We start from the raw sequence: 21,315 nt of genomic DNA, 5'->3' as shown, positions 1-21,315 counted from the left end.
GATGAGAACGAATGATTTTTACAACATAATTGAGCTTGTAAAAAGAGATGTTTTAGATAGTGAAAGAGAATATCTAAAACTCTTAAAGGTCATTGGAAATAATCAAAGATATGACTTTTTAAGTCAACTTAGTATCTATGATAAAAATCCTAACGCAACTGCTTGTGCAAGCTTTGATATGTGGAGGGAAAGATTTAATCGAACTGTTATGAGAGGGCAAAAAGGGATACCTATTCTAAATGACAGTAATGCTTTCCAAAAGGTAGGATATATCTTCGATATTAGTCAGACGGTATCGATGGATAAAAATGTGAATGAAGTGGAACTATGGTCTTTTGATAGAGAGAAGCATGAGAATACATTAAAGGACATGATTGAGCTACAAGGATATGACTCAAGTGATAGCCTATCGGAAAACCTATATTCTCTTAGCAGAATATACGTAGATGAAAGCATATATGAGCTTGCAAATAATCTGAGGATTGCTGATGAAGATAGAAACTCATTTGTAAACTTTATGAGAAATTCTATTAGCTTTGCAATTTCTAATAGATTTAACCTGGATTATCCTATTCCAATGGATAACTTGCAAGAAAATTTTAAGCACTTAGATAGAATTTCTTTAATGAGTGTTGGTAATTGTATTTCCAATGCTTGTAGCAATATTATTGAAGCTACAATGATAAGAACAAGAAATTTATCTGTCAATCAAGACCTGACAAAGAGTATAGGTGCCGATTATAATAAGCTTAACGAAAAGAATAATGAATTAGGAGGTATGGAGAATGCTATTCGATCAAATGACGAAAGAGATGATAATGACGGAAACCGATTTTTCAGGTATGGAAAATACGGACGAGATAATTTTGGTAATCAAAGAGAAGACTTTGAACAATCTGGAGGAAGAGAAGAAGTTCATGGAAGAATTTCCGAATCCGATTTACGCAGTGATGAGATTGGACTTTCTAACAGAGAGCAGCGAGGAGAAACACTATCAAATGTTAATAGACCTTTACAAAGAGAAGAGACTAGTGAAACATTTGATGGAAGTTCAAAAGAGAGCCATAAACTTTATGAGACAAGAGAAGCCGAATATGATGGAAGCTTGGAAAATAGAGAGCGAAACGAATCCAGAATACAAGGTAATGATTTCAGCCTTGAAAGAAATGGCAATCAAGGAAATAGTGGAAGCTTAGAAAAAATCATTGAGAAAACGAACGAGGGAGCAGAAAATGCTCCCGTTTTCTATTCTAAAGAAGAACCATACAATTTAATGACTGATGAAATGCTTGAGCGTGTTCCAAAGCTTTATGACCAAGAACATACTAATCTAGCAGATACTCAGGTTCATGCAGCATATATCATTCCATTTAGAAGCAATTGGACATGGTATATGACGGAATATGATAGGGAAACAGGAGATGCATTTGGTCTTGTTTTAGGAATTGAACCAGAGTGGGGATATTTTAATATTCATGAGCTTGAAGAACTAAATGCTCAAAGACTTATTTTAGAAGATTTCCCAAAGACTTTTAGAGAACTTAAAGACAGAGAATTAAAAAAGCAGATGGATGAGCATGAGCTTCAAGTGGTCTTTAATGGGGAACTCAGTTTTGAAGATGATGTAATTCCTAAAGAAGTTAGCAATGAAGTAATAGATAAATTTGAAGAAGAATTAAGTCCTAATTTTGCTGAAGAAGTTGGCTCTATTATGGAAGAATACAAACTATCAAAAGATGTTGCAATTAGTAGACTTGCCACAAGTAAATTAGAAGAAGCACTTCAAGGTACAAACATTGGGATTGATGATTTTAATTTTGAACAATTAGAACAGATTATGAGTGCCATAAAGGAGTACGATTTTTATGGAAATGAAATTACTGAGATTGCAGATCCTAAACTACCTGTATGGAAGATGGAACATTTAAAATGGCTTATTGATGATTGGAACAAAGGTCTGGGTGGTGTTACATCAGAAAAGATAAAATATCTGAAAGAGTTAGACATTGAACTTGCTAAGTTTAATGTGCTTAAAGGTTATCTAATGAATGATGAAGTAAGCATAAGTCAAATTGAAGAATTTAAGGATAACATTGACTTTGTTACGATGAGTGAGTTTGTTGATAGCCTTAAAGATTACGCATATAACAATCAGAATGAGAAAGTAGCAGTTAAAGTCGGCAATGAATTTATACTTGCAAGTAAACAAGATAGCTTAGGGATTAATATTGAAGATACTGGAAGAAAAGTAGCAGTTGATGGAATAGAATATTCACTTAATCGAGGAGTAGATTTTAAGGAAAGCACAAAGGTTGATACTTTAATTGATATTGGAAAATATGAAGCATATAAGATTGCTGATTATGTTGTAGAAGCCAGTCAAGTTGAAGCAAAACAAGAGACACTTTTTGATTACCTTAATCCAGAAGAAGATAAAGAAAAATCATTAGACTTATCTGTTGGGAAAACGGTCTACAAGGATCATGAGGCATATAAGATTGATGATGAAGTGAGCTTTAATGAGATTCTAAAAAAGAATGATTTAAGACTTGCTCCTCTAAGAAATGATAATCATACGATGCCTATAGTAAGTTTTGCAGATGATAAAGAGTTATTAGAAAAGATTAGCTTTGATAGACCTAAGCTCCTTGTTGGAGACGAAGTTCACTATAAAGATAAAGACTACACTATAACTCGCTTTGACGAGATGGGTGGTGGTCTTAAGACTGTTACAATAAAAGATAATGTTGAGTATCTTGAAGGAATGATTACGGGTTCAGAAGTTATTCCGTATAGATTAGAAAGTGATTTAGAAAGACTTTTTGGACTTGAGGAAAAGAAACAAGAGAAAGTATCAAACTTTAGAATTAAAGAAGATATTCTCCCTGATAAACTTGCTCCAAGTGAAAGGTTAAATAATAATCTTGAAGCCATTTCAATGCTTAAGAGGATAGAAAAAGGTGAAAGGGATTTAGATATTACAGCACAGGAAACTTTGGCTAAATATGTTGGGTGGGGTGGACTTGCTGATGTCTTTGATGAAAGTAAAGACGGTCAATGGAAAGAGGCAAGAACTTTCCTAAAAGAAAATTTATCATCATCAGAATATGAGGTTGCTAAGGAATCTACCTTAACAGCTTTTTATACGCCTAAAATTGTAATTGATGGAGTATATAGTACGCTTTCAGAAATGGGATTTAAGAATGGAAATATTTTAGAACCATCGATGGGCGTAGGTAATTTTATCGGTAATCTTCCAGATGAAATGAATGAGTCAAAGTTTTATGGAGTTGAACTTGATTCTGTTAGTGGTAGAATTGCAAAACTTCTTTATCCTGAAATTGATGTGCAAGTTAAAGGCTTTGAAGAGACAAGTTTTTCAAATAACTTCTTTGATGTGGCAATCGGCAATGTTCCGTTTGGTGAATTTAAGGTTAATGATAGGGAATACAATCGTAATAACTTCCTTATTCATGACTATTTCTTTGCTAAATCCATTGATAAGGTGAGAAATGGTGGTGTTATAGCCTTCATCACATCATCTGGAACAATGGACAAAAAAGACGAAAGTATCCGTAAATATATAAATGCAAGAGCAGAGTTTTTAGGTGCAATAAGACTTCCTAACGATACCTTTAAAGGTGTTGCCGGAACTGAGGTGACAAGCGATATTATTTTCCTGAAGAAAAGAGATAGTGTACTTGAGCGTGACGATGACTGGGTTCATTTAGCAGAAGATGAAAATGGCTTAACTTACAATAAATACTTTGTAGACCATCCTGAACAAGTATTAGGTTCTATGCGTGAAGTTAGTGGTAGATTTGGAAAGACTTTAACTTGTGAGCCGATAGCCTTTTTAGGACAAGAGAATAATATGGAGTCTCTTAAAGACCGTATTGAAATAGCAGGTGAAAGAATATCAAAAGATGCGAAGTATGAAGAGATAGAGCTACTAGATGATGAAGTAACCTCAATACCCGCAACCGATGATGTAAAAAACTTTTCCTACACAATCATAGATGATGAGGTATATTACAGGGAAAATTCACTTTTCATTAAGAAAGAAGTATCAGACAAAAACAAGGAAAAGATCAAGGATTATCTCGAATTAAATGACGCACTAAAGAATGTAATATACAAGCAGAAAGAAGACTTTAGTGAAGCTGAAATCAAAGAATCTCAGGATAAATTAAACACAGTTTATGATAGTTTTTCTAAGAAGCATGGTTTTGTAAATAATTTAAGTAACATAAGAGCCTTAAGAGAAGATAGTAATTTCCCTTTGGTATCTTCTATTGAGATACTGGATGAAGAAGAAAACTTTAAGGCAAAAGGCGATATTTTTTCTAAGCGAACTATCACAAAAGCGAAAGTTATTGACCATGTAGATACTTCACTTGAAGCATTGGTACTATCTATTTCACAAAAAGGTTATGTAGATTTTGATTACATGACAAATCTAACGGATAAGGATAGAAACACTCTTATAGAAGAACTTAGAGGAGAAATCTTTTTAAACATTAGGGAAGAGAATGTTAGTTTTAATCAGAAGCTTTCTTTTGACTTGGGAGATGGGGATTTACCATTTGCTTGTAGCGATGAGACTAATTCTTTTAAGTATACCTATGTAACGAAAGATGAATACTTAAGTGGAAATATTAGAGAAAAAATAGGTATTGTAGATAGTTATATCAATAGGTTACGACAAGCAGAACGAATGCTTTCAGAAGGAAGTGAAAACGAAAGGGAAACACTTGTAAATGAACTAAGCCGACTGGAATATCAAAAATCAGAACTTCAAAGAGTAATGCCAAAAGAACTCGAAGCCAGTGAAATCAATGTAAGGCTTGGTGCAACATGGATTCCACCTAAGGATATTGAAAGATTCATATTTGAAACATTAAAGACTCCAGGATATGCAAGATGGGATATTAAAGTTAAATTTTCACATTTAACCAGTGAATGGAATGTTGAAGGTAAAAGCAAAGATAGAGGAAATGACCTTGCTGAAATGACCTATGGAACAAGTAGAGTGAGTGCCTACAAGCTGATTGAAGATGCTCTAAACCTAAAAGAAACAAAGGTGTTTGACCAAATTCTCAATCCAGATGGTTCAAAGACTTCAGTACTAAATAAAAAAGAAACTATGCTTGCGGGGCAGAAACAAGAACTTATAAAAGAAGAATTTAAGAATTGGATATTTAATGATCAGGAAAGAAGAAATAGACTTGTAAAAGCCTATAATGAAAAATTCAATTCTATTCGTAATCGAGAATATGATGGATCAAATTTAAGCTTTGATGGAATGAGTACAGATATTTCTCTTCGTCCACATCAAAAGAATGCAATTGCAAGAATACTGTATGGTGGTAACAGCTTACTTGCTCATGTGGTAGGAGCCGGCAAGACTTTTGAAATGGTAGCAAGTTCTATGGAAGCTAAGAAACTTGGAATGTGTACTAAGTCATTGTTTGTTGTGCCAAATCATCTTACAGGGCAAATTGGTCGTGAGTTTATGCAGCTATATCCATCAGCAAATATCATGGTGGCAGATAAAAAAGACTTTGAACCAAAGAATCGAAAGAGATTTATAGGGAAAATTGCCACAGGTGAATATGATGCAGTTATTATTGGGCATAGTCAATTTGAAAAGATTCCAATGTCTAAGGAATATCAACAAAAGCACATTCAAGACCAGATTGATGAGATTATCAATTATGTAGAAGAGTACAAGCATGATAGAAATCAAAATTTTACAGTAAAAGAGCTTCAAAAAACCAGAAAGAAATTAGAAACAAGGCTTGAAAAGTTGAATGATGATTTCAAAAAGGATGATGTTATTACTTTCGAAGAGCTTGGCGTAGATAAGCTGATTGTTGATGAGGCACATAACTATAAGAACCTATATCTTTATACAAAAATGAGAAATGTTGCAGGTATTGGGCAATCAGAGGCTTTTAAGTCATCAGATATGTTTATGAAATGCCGATACATGGATGAAATGACTGGTGGCAAAGGAATTGTATTTGCGACAGGCACTCCAGTATCAAACTCAATGACAGAGCTTTATACTATGCAAAGATATTTACAGTACGACACTTTAAAAAAGAATGGACTAGAGCATTTTGATTCATGGGCTTCAACTTTTGGAGAAACACAATCTGCTTTTGAATTATCTCCAGAGGGAACAGGTTACCGAGTTAAGACTCGTTTTTCTAAGTTTTATAACCTACCTGAGCTTATGAGTATGTTTAAGGAAGTAGCCGATATTCAAACCGCAGATATGCTCAATCTTCCTGTTCCAGAAGCTCATTTTAAAGTTATTAAAACTGAACCAAGTGAAGAGCAAAAAGGAATACTAAAGAGCTTGTCTGAAAGGGCTGATAAGGTGCGTAATAAGTCCGTAGAGCCTGAAGAAGATAATATGCTTAAGATTACTAATGATGGTAAGAAACTTGCATTAGATCAGCGTTTAATCAATCCATTACTTCCAGATGATGAAAACTCAAAGGTGAATGTATGTGTTAAAAATGTATTTTCTATTTGGGATAAGACAAAAGAAGAAAAATCAACACAGCTTCTATTTTCAGATATGTCTACACCAAAAGGTGATCGCAGCTTTAATATCTATGATGACATTAGAGATAAACTTGTAGATTTAGGAATACCAAAGGAAGAAATTGCATTTATACATGAAGCCAATACTGATAAGCAAAAAGATGAACTCTTTGCAAAGGTAAGAAAAGGTGAAATTCGTATTTTAATGGGTTCTACTCAGAAGATGGGTGCTGGTACAAATGTGCAAAATAAACTAATTGCAATGCATGATTTAGACGTACCATGGAGACCTGCTGACCTTGAGCAAAGAAGTGGTAGAATTGTTCGCCAAGGCAATGAAAATAAAGAGGTCAATATTTATCGTTACATCACTGAGAATACCTTTGATGCGTATCTTTGGCAGACGATAGAGAATAAGCAGAAATTTATTTCACAGATTATGACTTCAAAGACGCCTGTTCGTGTTGCAGAAGATGTAGACGAAAGTAGTCTGAACTATGCTGAGATTAAAGCTCTTGCTACTGGTGATCCAAAGATAAAAGAAAAGATGGATTTGGATAATGAAGTTACAAAACTTAAAATGCTTGAAGCAAATTACAAGTCCAATCGATATAGATTAGAGGATAAGGTTGCAAAGACATATCCTGAAGAAATAGCAAGGACTGAAAAGCTAATTGAAGCAGTGAAAAAAGATATTGAAAATGTTGAACCACAAGGAAGTGGTGAAAATAAATTCACTTCTATCATGATTAATGGTGAGATAATTCGAGATAAAAAGATAGCTGGAGAAAAGCTCTTAGAAGCGATTAAAGGCATAAAAATTAATGAAAGTAAGGTTATAGGACAGTACCGAAATATGGACTTAGAGGTAAGCTATAATTTCTTCACCAATGAACATAATTTTACTTTAAGAGGTACTACAAACCATTCAGGAGAGCTTGGTACAAGTGCAGATGGTAATATTACAAGACTAGATAATGCTATTGATAAAATGCCTGAAAGGTTAAATCGCCTTGAAGAAAAACTCATTATCACAAAGGAACAACTGGAAAATGCCAAAGAGGAACTGAAAAAGCCTTTTGAAAAAGCAGATGAGCTAAAGACAAAAGTATTAAGACTTGCAGAATTAAACAAGCTACTTGATATGGGAGAAGTGGAAGAAAAAGAAAATCCTAATCCACTAATTGAAGATGTAAAAAGAGCTATTGTAGATTTTTGTAAAAGGGAATATGAAGATGATAGTTATACCTATGAAAACTTTAATAATTTATTTCCTGATATTGCTCATATTGGAATTGCATATACAACTACACCAGATGAAAAGCATGAAATTCAATATGAAATTAGCTTAGAAGACCTTACAGTTACCCAGTATATCAATGGAGAACTAATTACAAAGATTGATTATCTCAAAGACCTTGGAAGTGAAGAAAAGGCATTAGAATTTCTAAAACAAAAAATGGAATATGGAGATTTTGGAGAGTTTGTATCTATTGATGATAATGACCTTAAAAAAGCACTAGGTCTTGAAAGAGATGACGATGGTAATATCTACGATCCACTTGCAAAAGATTTGGATAATGATGGTGTGCCAGATAGATACGATAATGACTTTAGGGACAGTGACTACTTTGAAACCACTTATGATGTAGAGGATAATCTTAATACAAAGGCAGAAAGCAAAGATAAGGTGTTTGAAAAACCATCTATCTTAGGCCAGATTAAGTCATATCAGTCAGAAGAAAAACAAGCAGAAACACGAGAAAATAAATCAAAAGAACACGAAGAACGTTAAGGGGCTTATTTTTAAGCCCCTTTTCAATTTTAGTAGAAAACATGGAGGTATACTATGAACTACAAAGAAATGAGAAATACACTAGAACATATGGCAAACGAAAATCACGAAAATTTTACAAAGGCACTAATTAGTTTTGAAAAAGGAATTAATGATAAAGATGCCTTGGATAAGTTATACCAAGAGTATATGGGTAATGACAGTATGAGTTTACTTAATGATGAGTTTGATTACTTGATTGACGAACTTAGAGAAAATGGACGGATTAAAGATAGTGCAGCAATCGAAAAAGAAGATAATGATTTGGTAAACATTGTTGGTAATATCGTAGGCGAGGTTGAAGCAATAGAAAGAGAAAATAAAAATGGAGAAGCATTTAAAGTAGTTAATTTCTCAGTTGTGTCAAAAGATAATGAAGGAAATAAGATTTATACAAATTGTTCAGCTTATGGAGATAAGGGAGATATTCCAAAGGATTTTAAGCAAGGTGACTTTGTAAAGCTTTTTGGTCAGGTGAGAACATCCATTGATGATAACGGAAAGGAACATACTAATGTCAGAATCCTATCTTCTAAGCTTTTAAAAGCAAAGGAACAGATGAAGAACCAAGATGAAAAGAAAGAATCTGTACTTGGAGCAATAAAGAAATATAAGGCTGAAGAAAAAGCAAAACCTATTGAGAAGAAAGAATCTTCAAAGGAAACTGAGAGATAGAATATGTCGGTGTGGTCTTCGGACTGCACCGATTATTTTTTATTGCAAAATTGGTTCGAGAAAAGAGAATAAAAGTGTACTAAAAGTACTAGTTTTGTGGTATAATAAAAACGATATGATTTTAACAAGAAAATGACTGGAGGTTAGTCATGTCAAAATTCAGCTATAAAAAATTGTTTAAAAAATTGATAGATAAAGATATGAAAAATACTGAACTTATGAAAAAAGCAAAAGTGAGTAAAAGTACATTCTATAAAATTAAAAATGGGGATAATGTCACAACTGATGTGTTACTAAGAATCTGTAATGTATTGGAATGTGATATTTCAGAGATTGTAGAATGTGTTAATGATTCTTCGGAGGAAATATAAAATGAATTTAATTAGCTTGTTTTCAGGAGCGGGAGGATTAGACTTAGGATTTGAAAAAGCAGGGTTTAATGTGGTAGCTGCTAATGAATACGATAAAACAATTTGGGAAACATATGAAAAAAATCATGATACAAAACTTATTAAGGGAGATATTTGTGGTATTCCTTCAGAGATGTTTCCTGAATGTGATGGTATTATAGGAGGTCCGCCATGTCAGTCTTGGAGTGAGGCAGGGTCATTAAAGGGCATTGACGATCCAAGAGGGCAATTATTTTATCAGTACATTCGCATTTTGAAAGATAAAAAACCGAAGTTCTTCTTAGCAGAAAATGTTAAGGGAATGATGGCGAAAAGGCATAATAGTGCTGTTGAAAATATTGTTTCTCAATTTGAGGAAGCTGGTTACGATGTTTTCATTCATTTGTTAAATGCTAGTGATTATGGTGTCCCTCAGGATAGAAAAAGAGTTTTCTATGTTGGATTTAGGAAGGATTTAAACATCAAATTTGAACCGCCTAAACCATACGAGTCAAAGTTGACTTTTAAAGATGCGATATTTGATTTAAAAGATTTGGCAATTCCAGCATTAGAAAAAAATAAGACAAATGGTGATAGCTGTAAAGTTTTGAATCATGAATACTTTATTGGTGCCTATTCGCCAATATTTATGAGTAGAAATAGAGTTAGACAATGGGATGAACAGGCATTTACGGTCCAGGCATCTGGTAGACAGTGTCAACTACATCCACAAGCACCAGTTATGCCTAAAGTAGAAAAAAATAAAAATATATTTGAACCTGGTAAGGAAGCACTATATAGAAGATTAACCGTGAGAGAGTGTGCAAGAATACAAGGATTTCCGGACAATTTTAAATTTTATTATACGAATTTGAACGATGCATATAAAATGATCGGTAATGCTGTTCCTGTGAACTTAGCGTATGTTATGGCTGAGTCCATTTTAGACGCTTTGCGTAATTCTAGTTCAAATTTGAGTCTCCTAAAAACAGGCACAGATAATTAGGCGGAGGGAATCTATGAGTGAAAAAAGTAATAATCAAGGAAGGGCATATGAGTTTTCTTATTTAACTACATTGTTTGAAGAAATATCAAAAGTTCGTCCGGCAAAGGTAGAAAAAAACAGTAGTTTTTATGCTGCAGAACGTGCATGGAATACTTTAACCGATTCTGAAAAAGCTATATACAAGATTAGTGCATTAGCTGGAGTAAATACTATATTTGAACTTGAACCTTTGATTTTAGATGATGGATTAGATGAGCTGGAATTGAAAATTCAATCAGATGACAAGGGCAAAGAAGGCGATGTAAGAGATGTACTGATTATTAGACGAGGTATTGAGTGGGAAATTGGTCTTAGCGTAAAACACAACCATTTTGCTGTAAAACATAGTAGATTATCTAAGAATTTAGATTTTGGAAAAAAGTGGTATGGAATAGATTGTTCTGAACAGTATTGGAAAGATATTAAACCAATATTTGAATATCTTGATTCTGAAAAACAAAGGGGTTCTAAGTGGAGTGAATTACCTAACAAAGAAGACGATGTATATGTTCCTTTATTAAATGCATTTAAAGGGGAACTGGAGAGACAAAATTGCTTGTTTGGTAAAGATATTCCTAGATTGATGGTTGAGTATTTGCTTGGAGAATTTGATTTTTATAAAGTAATTGGGATTGATAATAAAAAGATAACTCAAATTCAAAGCTACAATTTGAGAGGAACATTGAATAGACAGGGTAAAAAGCGTAAAAGAAGCGTTGAATTGCCAATATCAACACTTCCAACAAGGATTGTTAGCTTGGAATATAAACCAGACAGTAAGAATACATTGGAACTATACCTTGATGGTGGTTGGCAATTTAGTTTCAGAATTCATAATGCTTCGACTAAGGTTGAATCAAGTTTGAAGTTTGATATACAAATTATAGGTATGCCTACAACAATTATATCGATAGATTGTAGATGGAAATAGGAATGCTAGGAGGGTCTGATAGTTTTATCAGATGTAATATTATGGAAAATAGTGGATTTAAAATTAAATTTGATAAGAATACAATTGATCATTTAGGGATAAAATTATATAGTTCATTTCCTCCTGTTATCGCTGAATTAATTTCAAATTCTTACGATGCAGATGCTGAAAATGTTGAGATAAAAATCAACTATGATGAAAAGGTAGTAACAGTTACAGATGATGGAACAGGAATGAACCATGATGAATTAAATCAGAATTTTTTGGTGATTGGTAGGAACAGAAGAAAAGCTGAAGGTACAGGCGTTTCTAAAGTAAAAAAAAGAAAAGTTACAGGAAAGAAAGGTCTAGGTAAATTAGCTGTATTTGGTATTGCAAAGACTATAGAGGTATATTCTATAAAAGATGGCGTGAAAAATGCTTTTAGTATTAATTATGATGAAATGAAAGCAGAAAGTGAATCAGAATATAAGCCAAAAGTGATTTGTGAAAATGAAAATACTAATGAACAATCTGGGACTGTGGTTAAAATCAAAGAAATTAAGCAAAGTACAATAATGGGTATTGAGGATTTAGCATATAACTTGTCCAGAAGATTTTCATTTTATGATGCTGAGTTTGAGGTTAAACTCATTGATGAAAATTCACAACAAGAGCAACCTATTACAAAATCAATTTATTTTGAGAAGTTAGAAAAAGAATTTGAATGGAAATTTCCAGAAGACTTTATAAATGATATTAATAGCGTAGAAGAATTTAAAAGACTAAAAGATCATGGTATTACTGGAAGGGTATATACTAAATCGACTCCTTTAAGGAAAAAGGATAGTGGTTTTTTACTATATGTTAGAAACAAATTGGCTTCAGAAAATGTATTTTTTGATGATAGGGCAAATGATAGATTTAATAGCTATGTAACTGGATTTTTTAATATTGATTTTATAGATGACTCAGATGAAGAGGATTATATATCTACAGCTAGACAGTCAATCCTTTGGGAAGAAAATGAAAGTACAATTCAATTAAAATATGATTTAAATAAGTTGATTTCAAAAATATCATCTTTATGGAGAGAAAATAGGAGAAAGAAAAAAGAAGAACTTATTACTTTAGATGAATCATTTTTTAAGGGATTAACACCAACAGAGATAAGTAGTATCAAGAAAGTTAAAGATACATTATTAACAAATTCTACAGAAACAGATGATATAGAATCAATTAAACGTGTTTTGGACAACTTAAAAAATTTATATAAATTTGAGAGCTTTCAGTCATATATAGAAAATTTGAAAGAAGAGAATTTAACAGTTGATGAAGTTGAAAAAATAACTTCGGATTGGGAATATATAGAGGCTAAAGAGCTTGCAAAAGTTGCAGTTGGTAGAATAAAAGCTATAGAACAATTTGAGAAGTATGTTAATGGAAATGAGAGTGAATCTAAAGTAATTCAACCATTTCTAGAAAAGTTTCCTTGGATTTTAGATCCTAGAATTACAACATTTGAAAGAGAAAAAACATATAGTAAAATTTTAAAAGATAATTTTTCAGATGAAAAACTAGAGGGAAGTAATCGTAGGATTGATTTTCTTTGTAATTTAGTAAATGGTGAATTAATTATTATTGAATTGAAGAGACCGAATATTAAAATTAAAACAGAGGAAATAAATCAAGCATTAGATTATAAAATTTTTGTTCAAAAACATTATAAGTTGGATAAAGTAACAACATTTTTGATGTCTGACAGATATGATATGGATCCTATAGTTAGAACTACTGCAAATTCATTAGAACAAAGTGGTGATTTATTTATTAGATCATATTCAGACTTGTTAAGAGATGCAAAAAAGTTTAATCAAGAATTTATAAATAAATACGAAGAAATTAAAGAAGTGTATGATAATTGATTTAATCAAATACGAAAGGAGGTGTGGTTATGCTAAATATAGTAGATGTGTTTTCAGGAGCGGGTGGATTAACCGAAGGATTTAGGTATAAAGACTATTACAATTTTATTTGTCATATAGAAATGGACAAAGATGCTTGCTCTTCTTTAGAATTAAGAAATATATATTACTATTTAAAAAAAGAAAATAACCTATCTTCATATTTTGAATATATTCAAGGTAAAATCTCGAGAGATGATTTGTACTCGATTATACCAAGAGATCTAACTAAAGATATATTGAATAAGGAAATCAGTAAAGATACCATACCTTCGATTTTTGAATTTATTGACCAAAGATTAGGCAATAATGAGTTAGATGGTATTATTGGCGGACCACCATGTCAGGCATATTCTACAATCGGTAGAGCCAATAACAAGTCGAAAAAATCTACTGATAAAAGAATTTATCTATATAAACATTATTTAGATTTTCTGGATAAATATAAACCAAAGTTCTTTGTTTTTGAAAATGTTAAAGGGTTGCTTTCTTTTAAGGATTTATCAGGAGAGTTACTCTTGCCAAAAATAATTTGCGAATTTGATAAGTGCGGATATGAGGTAGATTATCAAATAGTAGATGCCAGTGATTATGGTATAGTACAAAAAAGAGAACGTTTAATACTTGTCGGACATCGAAAAGATTTAGTGTTCGATAACTCATTTTTTGACTGTTTGGCTGAATATGTTGAGGTCGCCCCAACTATAAAAGAATTGTTTGAGGACTTGCCAAGTATAAAGTCTGGAGGAAGTTCTCATAAGTATCGTTGTGATGTTTCGAGTCAGTTTGTTGAAAAATATATACGTAAAAAAGATGATATTTTAACGCAACATGCTGCAAGACCTCATAATGAAAATGATTTGAAGATATATAAATTGGTACTAAAAGCTAAGAAAAAAGGTAAGAATTTAAGGTATATCGATATACCTGAAGAACTACAAACGCATTCTAATACAACATCTTTTTTAGATAGATATAAAGCTTTGGATTATGGCTCTGTTAGTCATACAGTTGTTGCTCATATTGCGAAGGATGGACATTACTATATTCATCCAGATTTAAGACAGAATCGTTCAATTACAGTAAGAGAAGCAGCTAGAATACAAGGGTTTCCAGATGATTTTTATTTTGAACATTCACGAACAGCTGCATTTAAGCAGATAGGCAATGCTGTTCCGCCAATTCTATCTAAAAAAATTGCAATGGCCATTATAGATTTTTTGAGAGGACAAAAAGGAGAATGAATTACCTCTCCATCTCCCTTCCCATATATTTCTCATAATTTTTCCTGATTTGATACAGTTCTTTCATATCGGACTTTGTAGAAGAATACTCTTGCATTAGGGTATTCTTTTTTTCATGCAATGAATCAAGCTCTTTCAAAACATCCTTGGAATTTGGAAGTTTTGAGTAAGATTTTTTCAGGTCAGAAAGGGCATTTTGATACAGTGCTACTTCTGATCTATGCTCTGCAAAAAAAGCCTTGTCTGATGTATCTTCCTTATATTCCAGATAGATCTGGCGATACAATTTTACGGTATGAACTTGTTCCATAGTATTTGATAGAGCTGAAATTTTGTTATCAATAACTTTGATTTTATCCTGTAAATTTTGTCTTTTTAATGCACTTTCTTTAATGTGTTCATCAAGCTGAGACATAGACTTAAATCCTTTTTCACGCATCAAAATAACAGTATCGGCTGCAGTTTTCAAATTATGTTTTGTAGCCCAATACTCATAACCTTTGCTTGATTTTACCTTTTCGTTATTTGTCATATCTATAATATTTCCGACACGTTTTTTAACAGTATAGGTTCTTTGATTAGCATTATCTAAGATACGCTCTTTTAATCTATCTTCAGTATAATCTTCTCCAATAGTCTTAGCTCTTGTAAATCTTTCTTTGTCCTTGTGCTTAAATGCAATGTGTTTTCCATACTTGATCTCATAATCAAGGGAAGACATTCTCTTTATAAAATCATCCCAATCGTTGGATTGTTTAATAACTCTATCTATATCAAATTGAAGCTTACCTTTCCAAGAAGTGCCTTTCTTAAATTGGTTATTTTCATACCACGATTTACCATTAGTTTTATATTTCTTTCTATAAGTTTCGTAGAACTCATCAATAACAGATAGGTTATTTTCTTTGCACAATTTATCGCTTTGATACCTAATTTGATGATAACTTCTCTTGTTGGATTGGTAGCACTTGCCTGTAACCATATTTACATTATTGAAGATGATATGGTTATGGATATGCCCTTTATCTATATGGGTAGTAAGTACGAACTCGTACTGATCTTTAAGTATTCTTTTACAAAGTTCCATTCCGATTTGATGTGCCATTTCTGGCGTAGTTTCACCTGGCGTAAATGACTGAATGAGGTGTCTTGCAAGTACAGCTCCATTAACTTTATTATCTTCTCTAGTCTTCATAAAAGCAGTATGGGCAGTTGAAGCAAAGCACTTATTTGTGCTTACCAATATTTTTTCATCTGTCTTTTCTTCATTTGTTATATAGGCAATAGCAAGATTAAGAGTAGATTTTATAGGATGAATTTTTGTAATTGCCACTTATATTTCATCTCCTTTGTCAGTAGTTTTATTGAGTAGTAGGGAATGTATCTGCCATATTTCTTTTGATAGATATTCAATTTGGGATTGTATATCTTTGATGTCATCGCTATAGATAACACCAGTAGAATTAACTCGTTTTGCAATTTGGTTGATACTACTTGCATACCTAAAAAGCAGTCCTTGTATTTCCCTAAAGGGCTGTAAATCGATAACATAAATATCTGATTCAGATACCACTTTTCTTAGAAAATGATTCATTGTTTTACACTTTGCCATCTTCATTTTCTTTTCAAAAAGTGCTTTTTCTTCTTCTGTTAAGTTTATCTTCAGCTGAACATTTCTAATTCTATTTGCCATGTCTGTTACTTCCTTTCATAAAATCTGGGGTCTTAGGGTACGCCCTAACAAGTTAAAAATTGATAAAAAAAGAAGCAACTCCACGAGGGGCTGCTTCATCGATTTTTCGTAAGTGGGTACACACTTACTGTGCTTGCTACATAAGAATGATTTGTAAAGCAAGCGTTAAGCGAGATATGAGTTTGTGTCTTAATTATACCAAGTATAGAAGTTAATGTCAGCGTTTTATCTAAAACACATTTATAACATGACAAATAATGTCATATTTATGGTATAATAGTATCTACTAGGAGTGGTAAAATAATGAAAAACAATAGATTGTTTAAAATTTTGTATTATGTACTGGAAAAAGGAAAAGTAACGGCAAATGAACTTGCGGAAAAATATGAAGTATCAATAAGGACAATTTATAGAGATATTGATGTCCTTAGCAGTGCCGGAATTCCCATCTACGCCACCCAAGGGAAAGGTGGTGGAATAGAAATAGCGGATGATTTTGTATTGAAAAAATCATTTCTTTCTGAGAACGAGCAAGAACAGATTTTGATTGCCTTAAAAGGTTTAGAACTGACAAATAAGGAGTACGAAAATGAACTTTTAACCAAATTAACCGCTTTATTTAAAACGAAAAATACTAACTGGATAGAAGTTGATTTTACAAATTGGCAACGAAGTAAATCTTATGATGAATTATTTAAAGATATAAAATCAGCAATCATCAATAAAAATATTGTTCGTTTTATATATTTTTCCAGTAATAAAAAAGAAACAAGCAGAAAAGTAAAGCCAATAAGACTCCTATTTAAAGGATGGGATTGGTATGTGTATGCATTTTGTTTGTCAAGAAATGATTTTAGATATTTTAAGCTGTCACGCATAAAAGAATTTGAAATTTTACCAAATACCTTTGAAGATGATTTTGATAGTATTGTCTTAAAAAAAGAAATGGAGTATGAGGAAACTGTATTTGTTAAAGTAAAATTTGATAGAAAAATGGCTTTTAGAGTATATGATGAAGTATCCAGTGCTATTGAAGAAGATGAAGATGGAAATTTATATGCTACAGTAGAACTTCCCAACGATTACAATTTATATAACTATATATTTTCCTATGGAGATGCGGCAGAGGTGTTAGAACCGAAAGAAATTCGAGGTAAAATTAAAAACACAATAAACATTATGGCTAAAAAATATAGAATATGACAGATGGTGTCAAGTTAACTTTTGTATAATATATTTATCAGTACAAAGGAGAATTTTGCTATGAAATATGAATGGAAAAAAGAAGAAAAATACTTATATGGAGCGAAGCAAAAAGCGGAGATAATAGATGTTCCTAATCAGAAGTTCATTATGATAAATGGAGAAGGTAATCCCAATTTAGCTGATTTTTCAGATAGAGTTTCGGCATTGTTTACATTAGCATATGGTATAAAAATGTTATTTAAAAAGACGAATATAGATGAAAATAATTCTTCTTACAAAGACTTTGCTGTATTTCCACTCGAAGGCATCTGGAGAAAAAACTCTGGAGAACAATTTGATAAAAATAAATTGAAATATGCAATTATGATTAAACAGCCAGATTATATTACAAGAGATATTTTTGATTTAGCTATTAAGAATGTTAGAGAGAAAAAACCGAATAAATTATATGATGAAATCATTTTTGATAATGTAGAAGGTGGCAAAGCAGTACAGATTTTACATATTGGAAGTTTTGACACAGAACCATATTCATTTGAAAAACTAGAAAGTTTTATGGAAAAACATGGTCTTTTAAGAAAATTTGATTATCATACAGAAATCTATTTGAGCAACAAGAATAGAACATCAGAAGAAAACTTAAAAACCATATTGAGATATAGCGTAAAGTAGGAGGAAATATTATGCCAAGACCAAGAACAAAAGAAGATTTAATGATTGCAGCGAAAGAAAACTACGATAAGTTGAACGTATTAATTGCTAAGCTATCTGACGAAGAATTAAACACACCTTTTGACTTTTCAAGTGATGAAAAAAAGAAAGAGGCTCATTGGAAAAGAGATAAAAATCTAAGAGATATTTTGATCCATTTATATGAATGGCACCAGCTTCTTTTGAATTGGGTAAATACAAATTTAAAGGGAGTGGCAAAACCTTTTATTCCAGCTCCATATAATTGGAAAACTTATGGAGATATGAATGTAGAGTTTTGGAAAAAACATCAAAATACTTCTCTTGAAGATGCAAAAGAAATGTTTCAGAAATCCCATAAAGATATTTTAGAATTAGCTGAGAGATTTACAAATGAAGAATTGTTTTCAAAAGATGTCTATAAGTGGGTAGGAGGAAGTGTACTCGGTTCGTATTTTGTAAGCACTACTTCAAGCCATTATGATTGGGCGATGAAGAAATTAAAAGCACATCAAAAAAATTGTAATAAAAAATAAGCAGATATGGAGATGATAGAATGCATTTTACGAAGGTAAAAGGAATATTATCTTCAAAAAATGGAATGAATTTATTCAGAGGCTGTACACATGGTTGTATTTATTGTGACTCAAGGAGTAAATGCTATCAGATAAACCATAGATTTGAAGATGTAGAAGTTAAAGAAAATGCCCTACAGCTTTTAGAAGATTCTTTAAGAAGAAAACGCAAAAAATGTATGATTGGATTAGGTTCTATGACAGATCCATACATTAAAGAAGAGCTTAGATTAAATTATACAAGGCAGGCACTTGAGTTAGTGAACAAATATGGATTCGGCATAACGCTTATAACAAAATCATCAAATGTGTTAAGGGATTTAGATTTATTGAAAGAAATAAATGCCAAGACTAAGTGTGTTGTTCAAATGACACTTACTACTTATGATGAAAAGTTATGTAAATTGCTTGAACCAAATGTTTCTACAACAAAGGAAAGATTTGAAACCTTGCTTGCTTTAAGAGATGAAGGAATACCTACAATTGTATGGTTAAGTCCAATTTTACCTTTTATTAATGACACTGAAGAGAATTTAACAGGCATTTTAAATTATTGCAAAGAAGCAGAAGTAAAGGGGATAATTTGCTTTGGTATAGGTCTCACTCTAAGAGAAGGGAATAGAGAGTATTTCTATTGTGCATTAGATAAAAAATTCCCCAAGGTTAAAGATAAATATATTAAAACATTCGGAAATAGCTATATTGCTAGCAGCAAGAATAATTCTAAATTAATGAAGATCTTTCATGACTTTTGCGAAAAAGAGAAAATAATGCATGACAATGATATTATTTTTGGCTACTTGAAAGAATTTGAAGAAAGAGAGATAACTAGGCAACTTAGTATATTTGATTTTTAGAAAATAGAAATAATACAAAAGGTTAAGGAGAACTTTTAAAGATGGTGTCACAAAGAACTAAATACGATACATATCTTAATATAAGCCCTTTTTTATATTTTCAATTTAGTAAATCATAAGGATTACCATGTAAATAATTTAATATTTTTCATCCATTATGGAGGATTCGGTATGCATAAATGCCGAAGTCCTCCTTTTTTGTTTTAAACAAGAAAACAAAGAAATGGAGGAAAATAAAAATGCGAAAAAATTATTTCTTGTTTGTAAATGGAAAAAAAGTGGAGGTTAGTGAAGAGATTTATAAAGTCTACTGGCAAGAAAAAAATCATGAAAAATATTTGAAGCAGGTGGATAGAAAAAATCACCTGCTTTTTTTCTCGTCTTTTGATCATGATGGACATTTTGAGGATAGTATAGTTGATGAGGGATTTGATGTAGATAAGATTGTTCAGACACAGATGATGATAGAGGCAGTGCGAGATGCACTATCAAAATTAAATGATGAAGAAAGAGAAATCATTGATAGACTTTATTTCAATGATGAGACTATTCGTTCGGTGGCTGAAACGAAAAAAATATCTCATCCAGCTCTCATAAAGAGAAGAAATAAGATATTGGACAAGTTAAGAGAATTGCTGAAAGACTTTAAATAGCATTTAGGTCATTACGAAAAAACAGCAAAAAAATACTTAATATCGACATTAAAATGCCTTTTTCTTACAAGTGGGTTGTAATTTAAGATAAATTCTTTTAACCTATACAAACTTAATAAAATGGGTAACAGGAGGAAAAGGTATGATTGAAAAAGAGGTATTAGAACTTGTTGTTAAAAAAGTAATGGACAAGTTTGCAAAAGAAAATGATGGTTCAAGAGGTTGGGCAAAGGAAGATGTTGAGAACGAAATACTACTGCTTGGCGGAACTATGACTGATATTTACGAAGCTATGAAGATAGGATTTAATGTTTGTCTTAATGACTACAAACTTCAAGAACCATTATATTGCTAAAACTTTATTTGAAAGGCATCTACGGAGATGCTTTTCTTTTTCAAAAAAATTCATAAATCTGGTTACCAAAAGGGATAAATTTTCACTATTAAAGTGTAGGAGGAAATTTATCCTTTTTGCTTTTGAGGTAGAAGAGAAAATCTATTCCGTTATTAAGCAAAGAATCCTACATAGCAGAAAGCTAATTGATCTTTGACAACTGAATAGACCAAGGTGGGACGTTATCCATTTGTGGAGAATTATGACCTACGCCAAGACTTTTCTGCTGAGAGATTGGTTTAAATGAATACTGGTAAGTGCCAAGGATAAAAGAAAAAGAGCGATAAATAGGAATACATAAAGGATAGATGTGGCAATCTATCTCTGTGATACAAATGGTGATAATGATACTTCAATAGTTTAAGCCGGCTCGTCTTAATAAGGGGCGGTGGTGAGATTCCAATGTAGCAGCCAATGCACCTACCAATGTCATAAAACTTATTATAAAAATAGTGAGGTTAAGACTATGAATAAGAAAAAAGAAGTTAAGAAAGATAAGGATAAGAAGCAAATAGCAGATGATTATTCTAAGAAAATAACCTACTCTACAAGCGAAAGTGAAAAGCTTGATTTACTGGATATTGTTGAGATGTATCTATGTAAATCCTGTGTCAGAATTTGAGGGGCT

General features: G+C 32.0%; 16 protein-coding genes. 14 read left to right on the top strand and 2 right to left on the bottom strand.

The annotated features are described in order from the left end of the window. Window position 1: 1 nt before the first annotated feature. The 7 genes from BN3349_RS04840 to BN3349_RS04810 all read left to right on the top strand — a co-directional run bounded on the left by BN3349_RS04840 (window position 2) and on the right by BN3349_RS04810 (window position 14,619). Window positions 2-8,353 carry a helicase-like domain-containing protein gene (locus BN3349_RS04840; protein WP_040976235.1) on the top strand — a complete coding sequence of 2,784 codons (8,352 nt, stop codon included), beginning with the start codon at window positions 2-4 and terminating at the stop codon, window positions 8,351-8,353. 54 nt (window positions 8,354-8,407) lie between these two features. Continuing rightward, entirely contained in the window at window positions 8,408-9,067 is a 660-nt protein-coding gene (locus BN3349_RS04835) for a hypothetical protein (protein WP_040976234.1), read from the top strand. 149 nt (window positions 9,068-9,216) lie between these two features. Further along, a complete protein-coding gene (locus BN3349_RS04830; protein ID WP_000033212.1) occupies window positions 9,217-9,438 on the top strand; it encodes a helix-turn-helix domain-containing protein in 222 nt (73 codons plus the stop codon). Between the two features lies 1 nt (window position 9,439). Then, window positions 9,440-10,462, top strand: coding sequence for a DNA cytosine methyltransferase (locus BN3349_RS04825; RefSeq protein WP_040976233.1), 1,023 nt, complete (start codon window positions 9,440-9,442; stop codon window positions 10,460-10,462). A gap of 13 nt (window positions 10,463-10,475) precedes the next feature. Beyond that, window positions 10,476-11,432 carry a HaeIII family restriction endonuclease gene (locus BN3349_RS04820; RefSeq protein WP_040976232.1) on the top strand — a complete coding sequence of 319 codons (957 nt, stop codon included), beginning with the start codon at window positions 10,476-10,478 and terminating at the stop codon, window positions 11,430-11,432. Between the two features lie 2 nt (window positions 11,433-11,434). Continuing rightward, window positions 11,435-13,336: an ATP-binding protein gene (locus tag BN3349_RS04815; protein ID WP_218971804.1), complete on the top strand. Its 1,902-nt coding sequence runs from the start codon at window positions 11,435-11,437 to the stop codon at window positions 13,334-13,336. Between the two features lie 29 nt (window positions 13,337-13,365). Beyond that, a complete protein-coding gene (locus BN3349_RS04810) occupies window positions 13,366-14,619 on the top strand; it encodes a DNA cytosine methyltransferase (protein WP_040976231.1) in 1,254 nt (417 codons plus the stop codon). A gap of 1 nt (window position 14,620) precedes the next feature. Here the strand turns inward: BN3349_RS04810 and BN3349_RS04805 are convergent, their stop codons facing one another. Together BN3349_RS04805 and BN3349_RS04800 are read right to left on the bottom strand one after the other, a co-directional pair. Next, window positions 14,621-15,952: a relaxase/mobilization nuclease domain-containing protein gene (locus BN3349_RS04805; protein ID WP_040976230.1), complete on the bottom strand. Its 1,332-nt coding sequence runs from the start codon at window positions 15,950-15,952 to the stop codon at window positions 14,621-14,623. Beyond that, window positions 15,953-16,312 carry a plasmid mobilization protein gene (locus BN3349_RS04800; RefSeq protein ID WP_040976229.1) on the bottom strand — a complete coding sequence of 120 codons (360 nt, stop codon included), beginning with the start codon at window positions 16,310-16,312 and terminating at the stop codon, window positions 15,953-15,955. A 303-nt stretch (window positions 16,313-16,615) separates the two neighbouring features. Here BN3349_RS04800 and BN3349_RS04795 point away from each other — a divergent pair, with 303 nt between their 5' ends. From BN3349_RS04795 to BN3349_RS04765, 7 genes are all read left to right on the top strand, one after another. After that, window positions 16,616-17,515, top strand: coding sequence for a helix-turn-helix transcriptional regulator (locus BN3349_RS04795; RefSeq protein ID WP_040976228.1), 900 nt, complete (start codon window positions 16,616-16,618; stop codon window positions 17,513-17,515). Between the two features lie 60 nt (window positions 17,516-17,575). Further along, window positions 17,576-18,190, top strand: coding sequence for a GyrI-like domain-containing protein (locus BN3349_RS04790; RefSeq protein WP_040976227.1), 615 nt, complete (start codon window positions 17,576-17,578; stop codon window positions 18,188-18,190). An 11-nt stretch (window positions 18,191-18,201) separates the two neighbouring features. Then, window positions 18,202-18,744: a ClbS/DfsB family four-helix bundle protein gene (locus BN3349_RS04785; protein WP_040976226.1), complete on the top strand. Its 543-nt coding sequence runs from the start codon at window positions 18,202-18,204 to the stop codon at window positions 18,742-18,744. A gap of 20 nt (window positions 18,745-18,764) precedes the next feature. Continuing rightward, entirely contained in the window at window positions 18,765-19,640 is an 876-nt protein-coding gene (locus BN3349_RS04780; RefSeq protein ID WP_040976225.1) for an SPL family radical SAM protein, read from the top strand. Window positions 19,641-19,879: 239 nt separating this feature from the next. Continuing rightward, window positions 19,880-20,293 carry an RNA polymerase sigma factor gene (locus tag BN3349_RS04775; protein WP_218971803.1) on the top strand — a complete coding sequence of 138 codons (414 nt, stop codon included), beginning with the start codon at window positions 19,880-19,882 and terminating at the stop codon, window positions 20,291-20,293. 142 nt (window positions 20,294-20,435) lie between these two features. Beyond that, on the top strand, window positions 20,436-20,648 hold the full coding sequence (locus tag BN3349_RS04770; protein ID WP_040976223.1) for a hypothetical protein: 213 nt from the start codon (window positions 20,436-20,438) through the stop codon (window positions 20,646-20,648). 505 nt (window positions 20,649-21,153) lie between these two features. Next, window positions 21,154-21,309, top strand: coding sequence for a hypothetical protein (locus BN3349_RS04765; protein ID WP_001035198.1), 156 nt, complete (start codon window positions 21,154-21,156; stop codon window positions 21,307-21,309). Window positions 21,310-21,315 lie beyond the last annotated feature (6 nt).

The sequence above is a fragment of the Necropsobacter massiliensis genome (assembly GCF_000827595.2).
Taxonomy (GTDB): domain Bacteria; phylum Pseudomonadota; class Gammaproteobacteria; order Enterobacterales; family Pasteurellaceae; genus Necropsobacter; species Necropsobacter massiliensis.
Note: the sequence above shows the minus strand (reverse complement) of the source record. Positions and strands in the feature narration are given on the sequence as shown.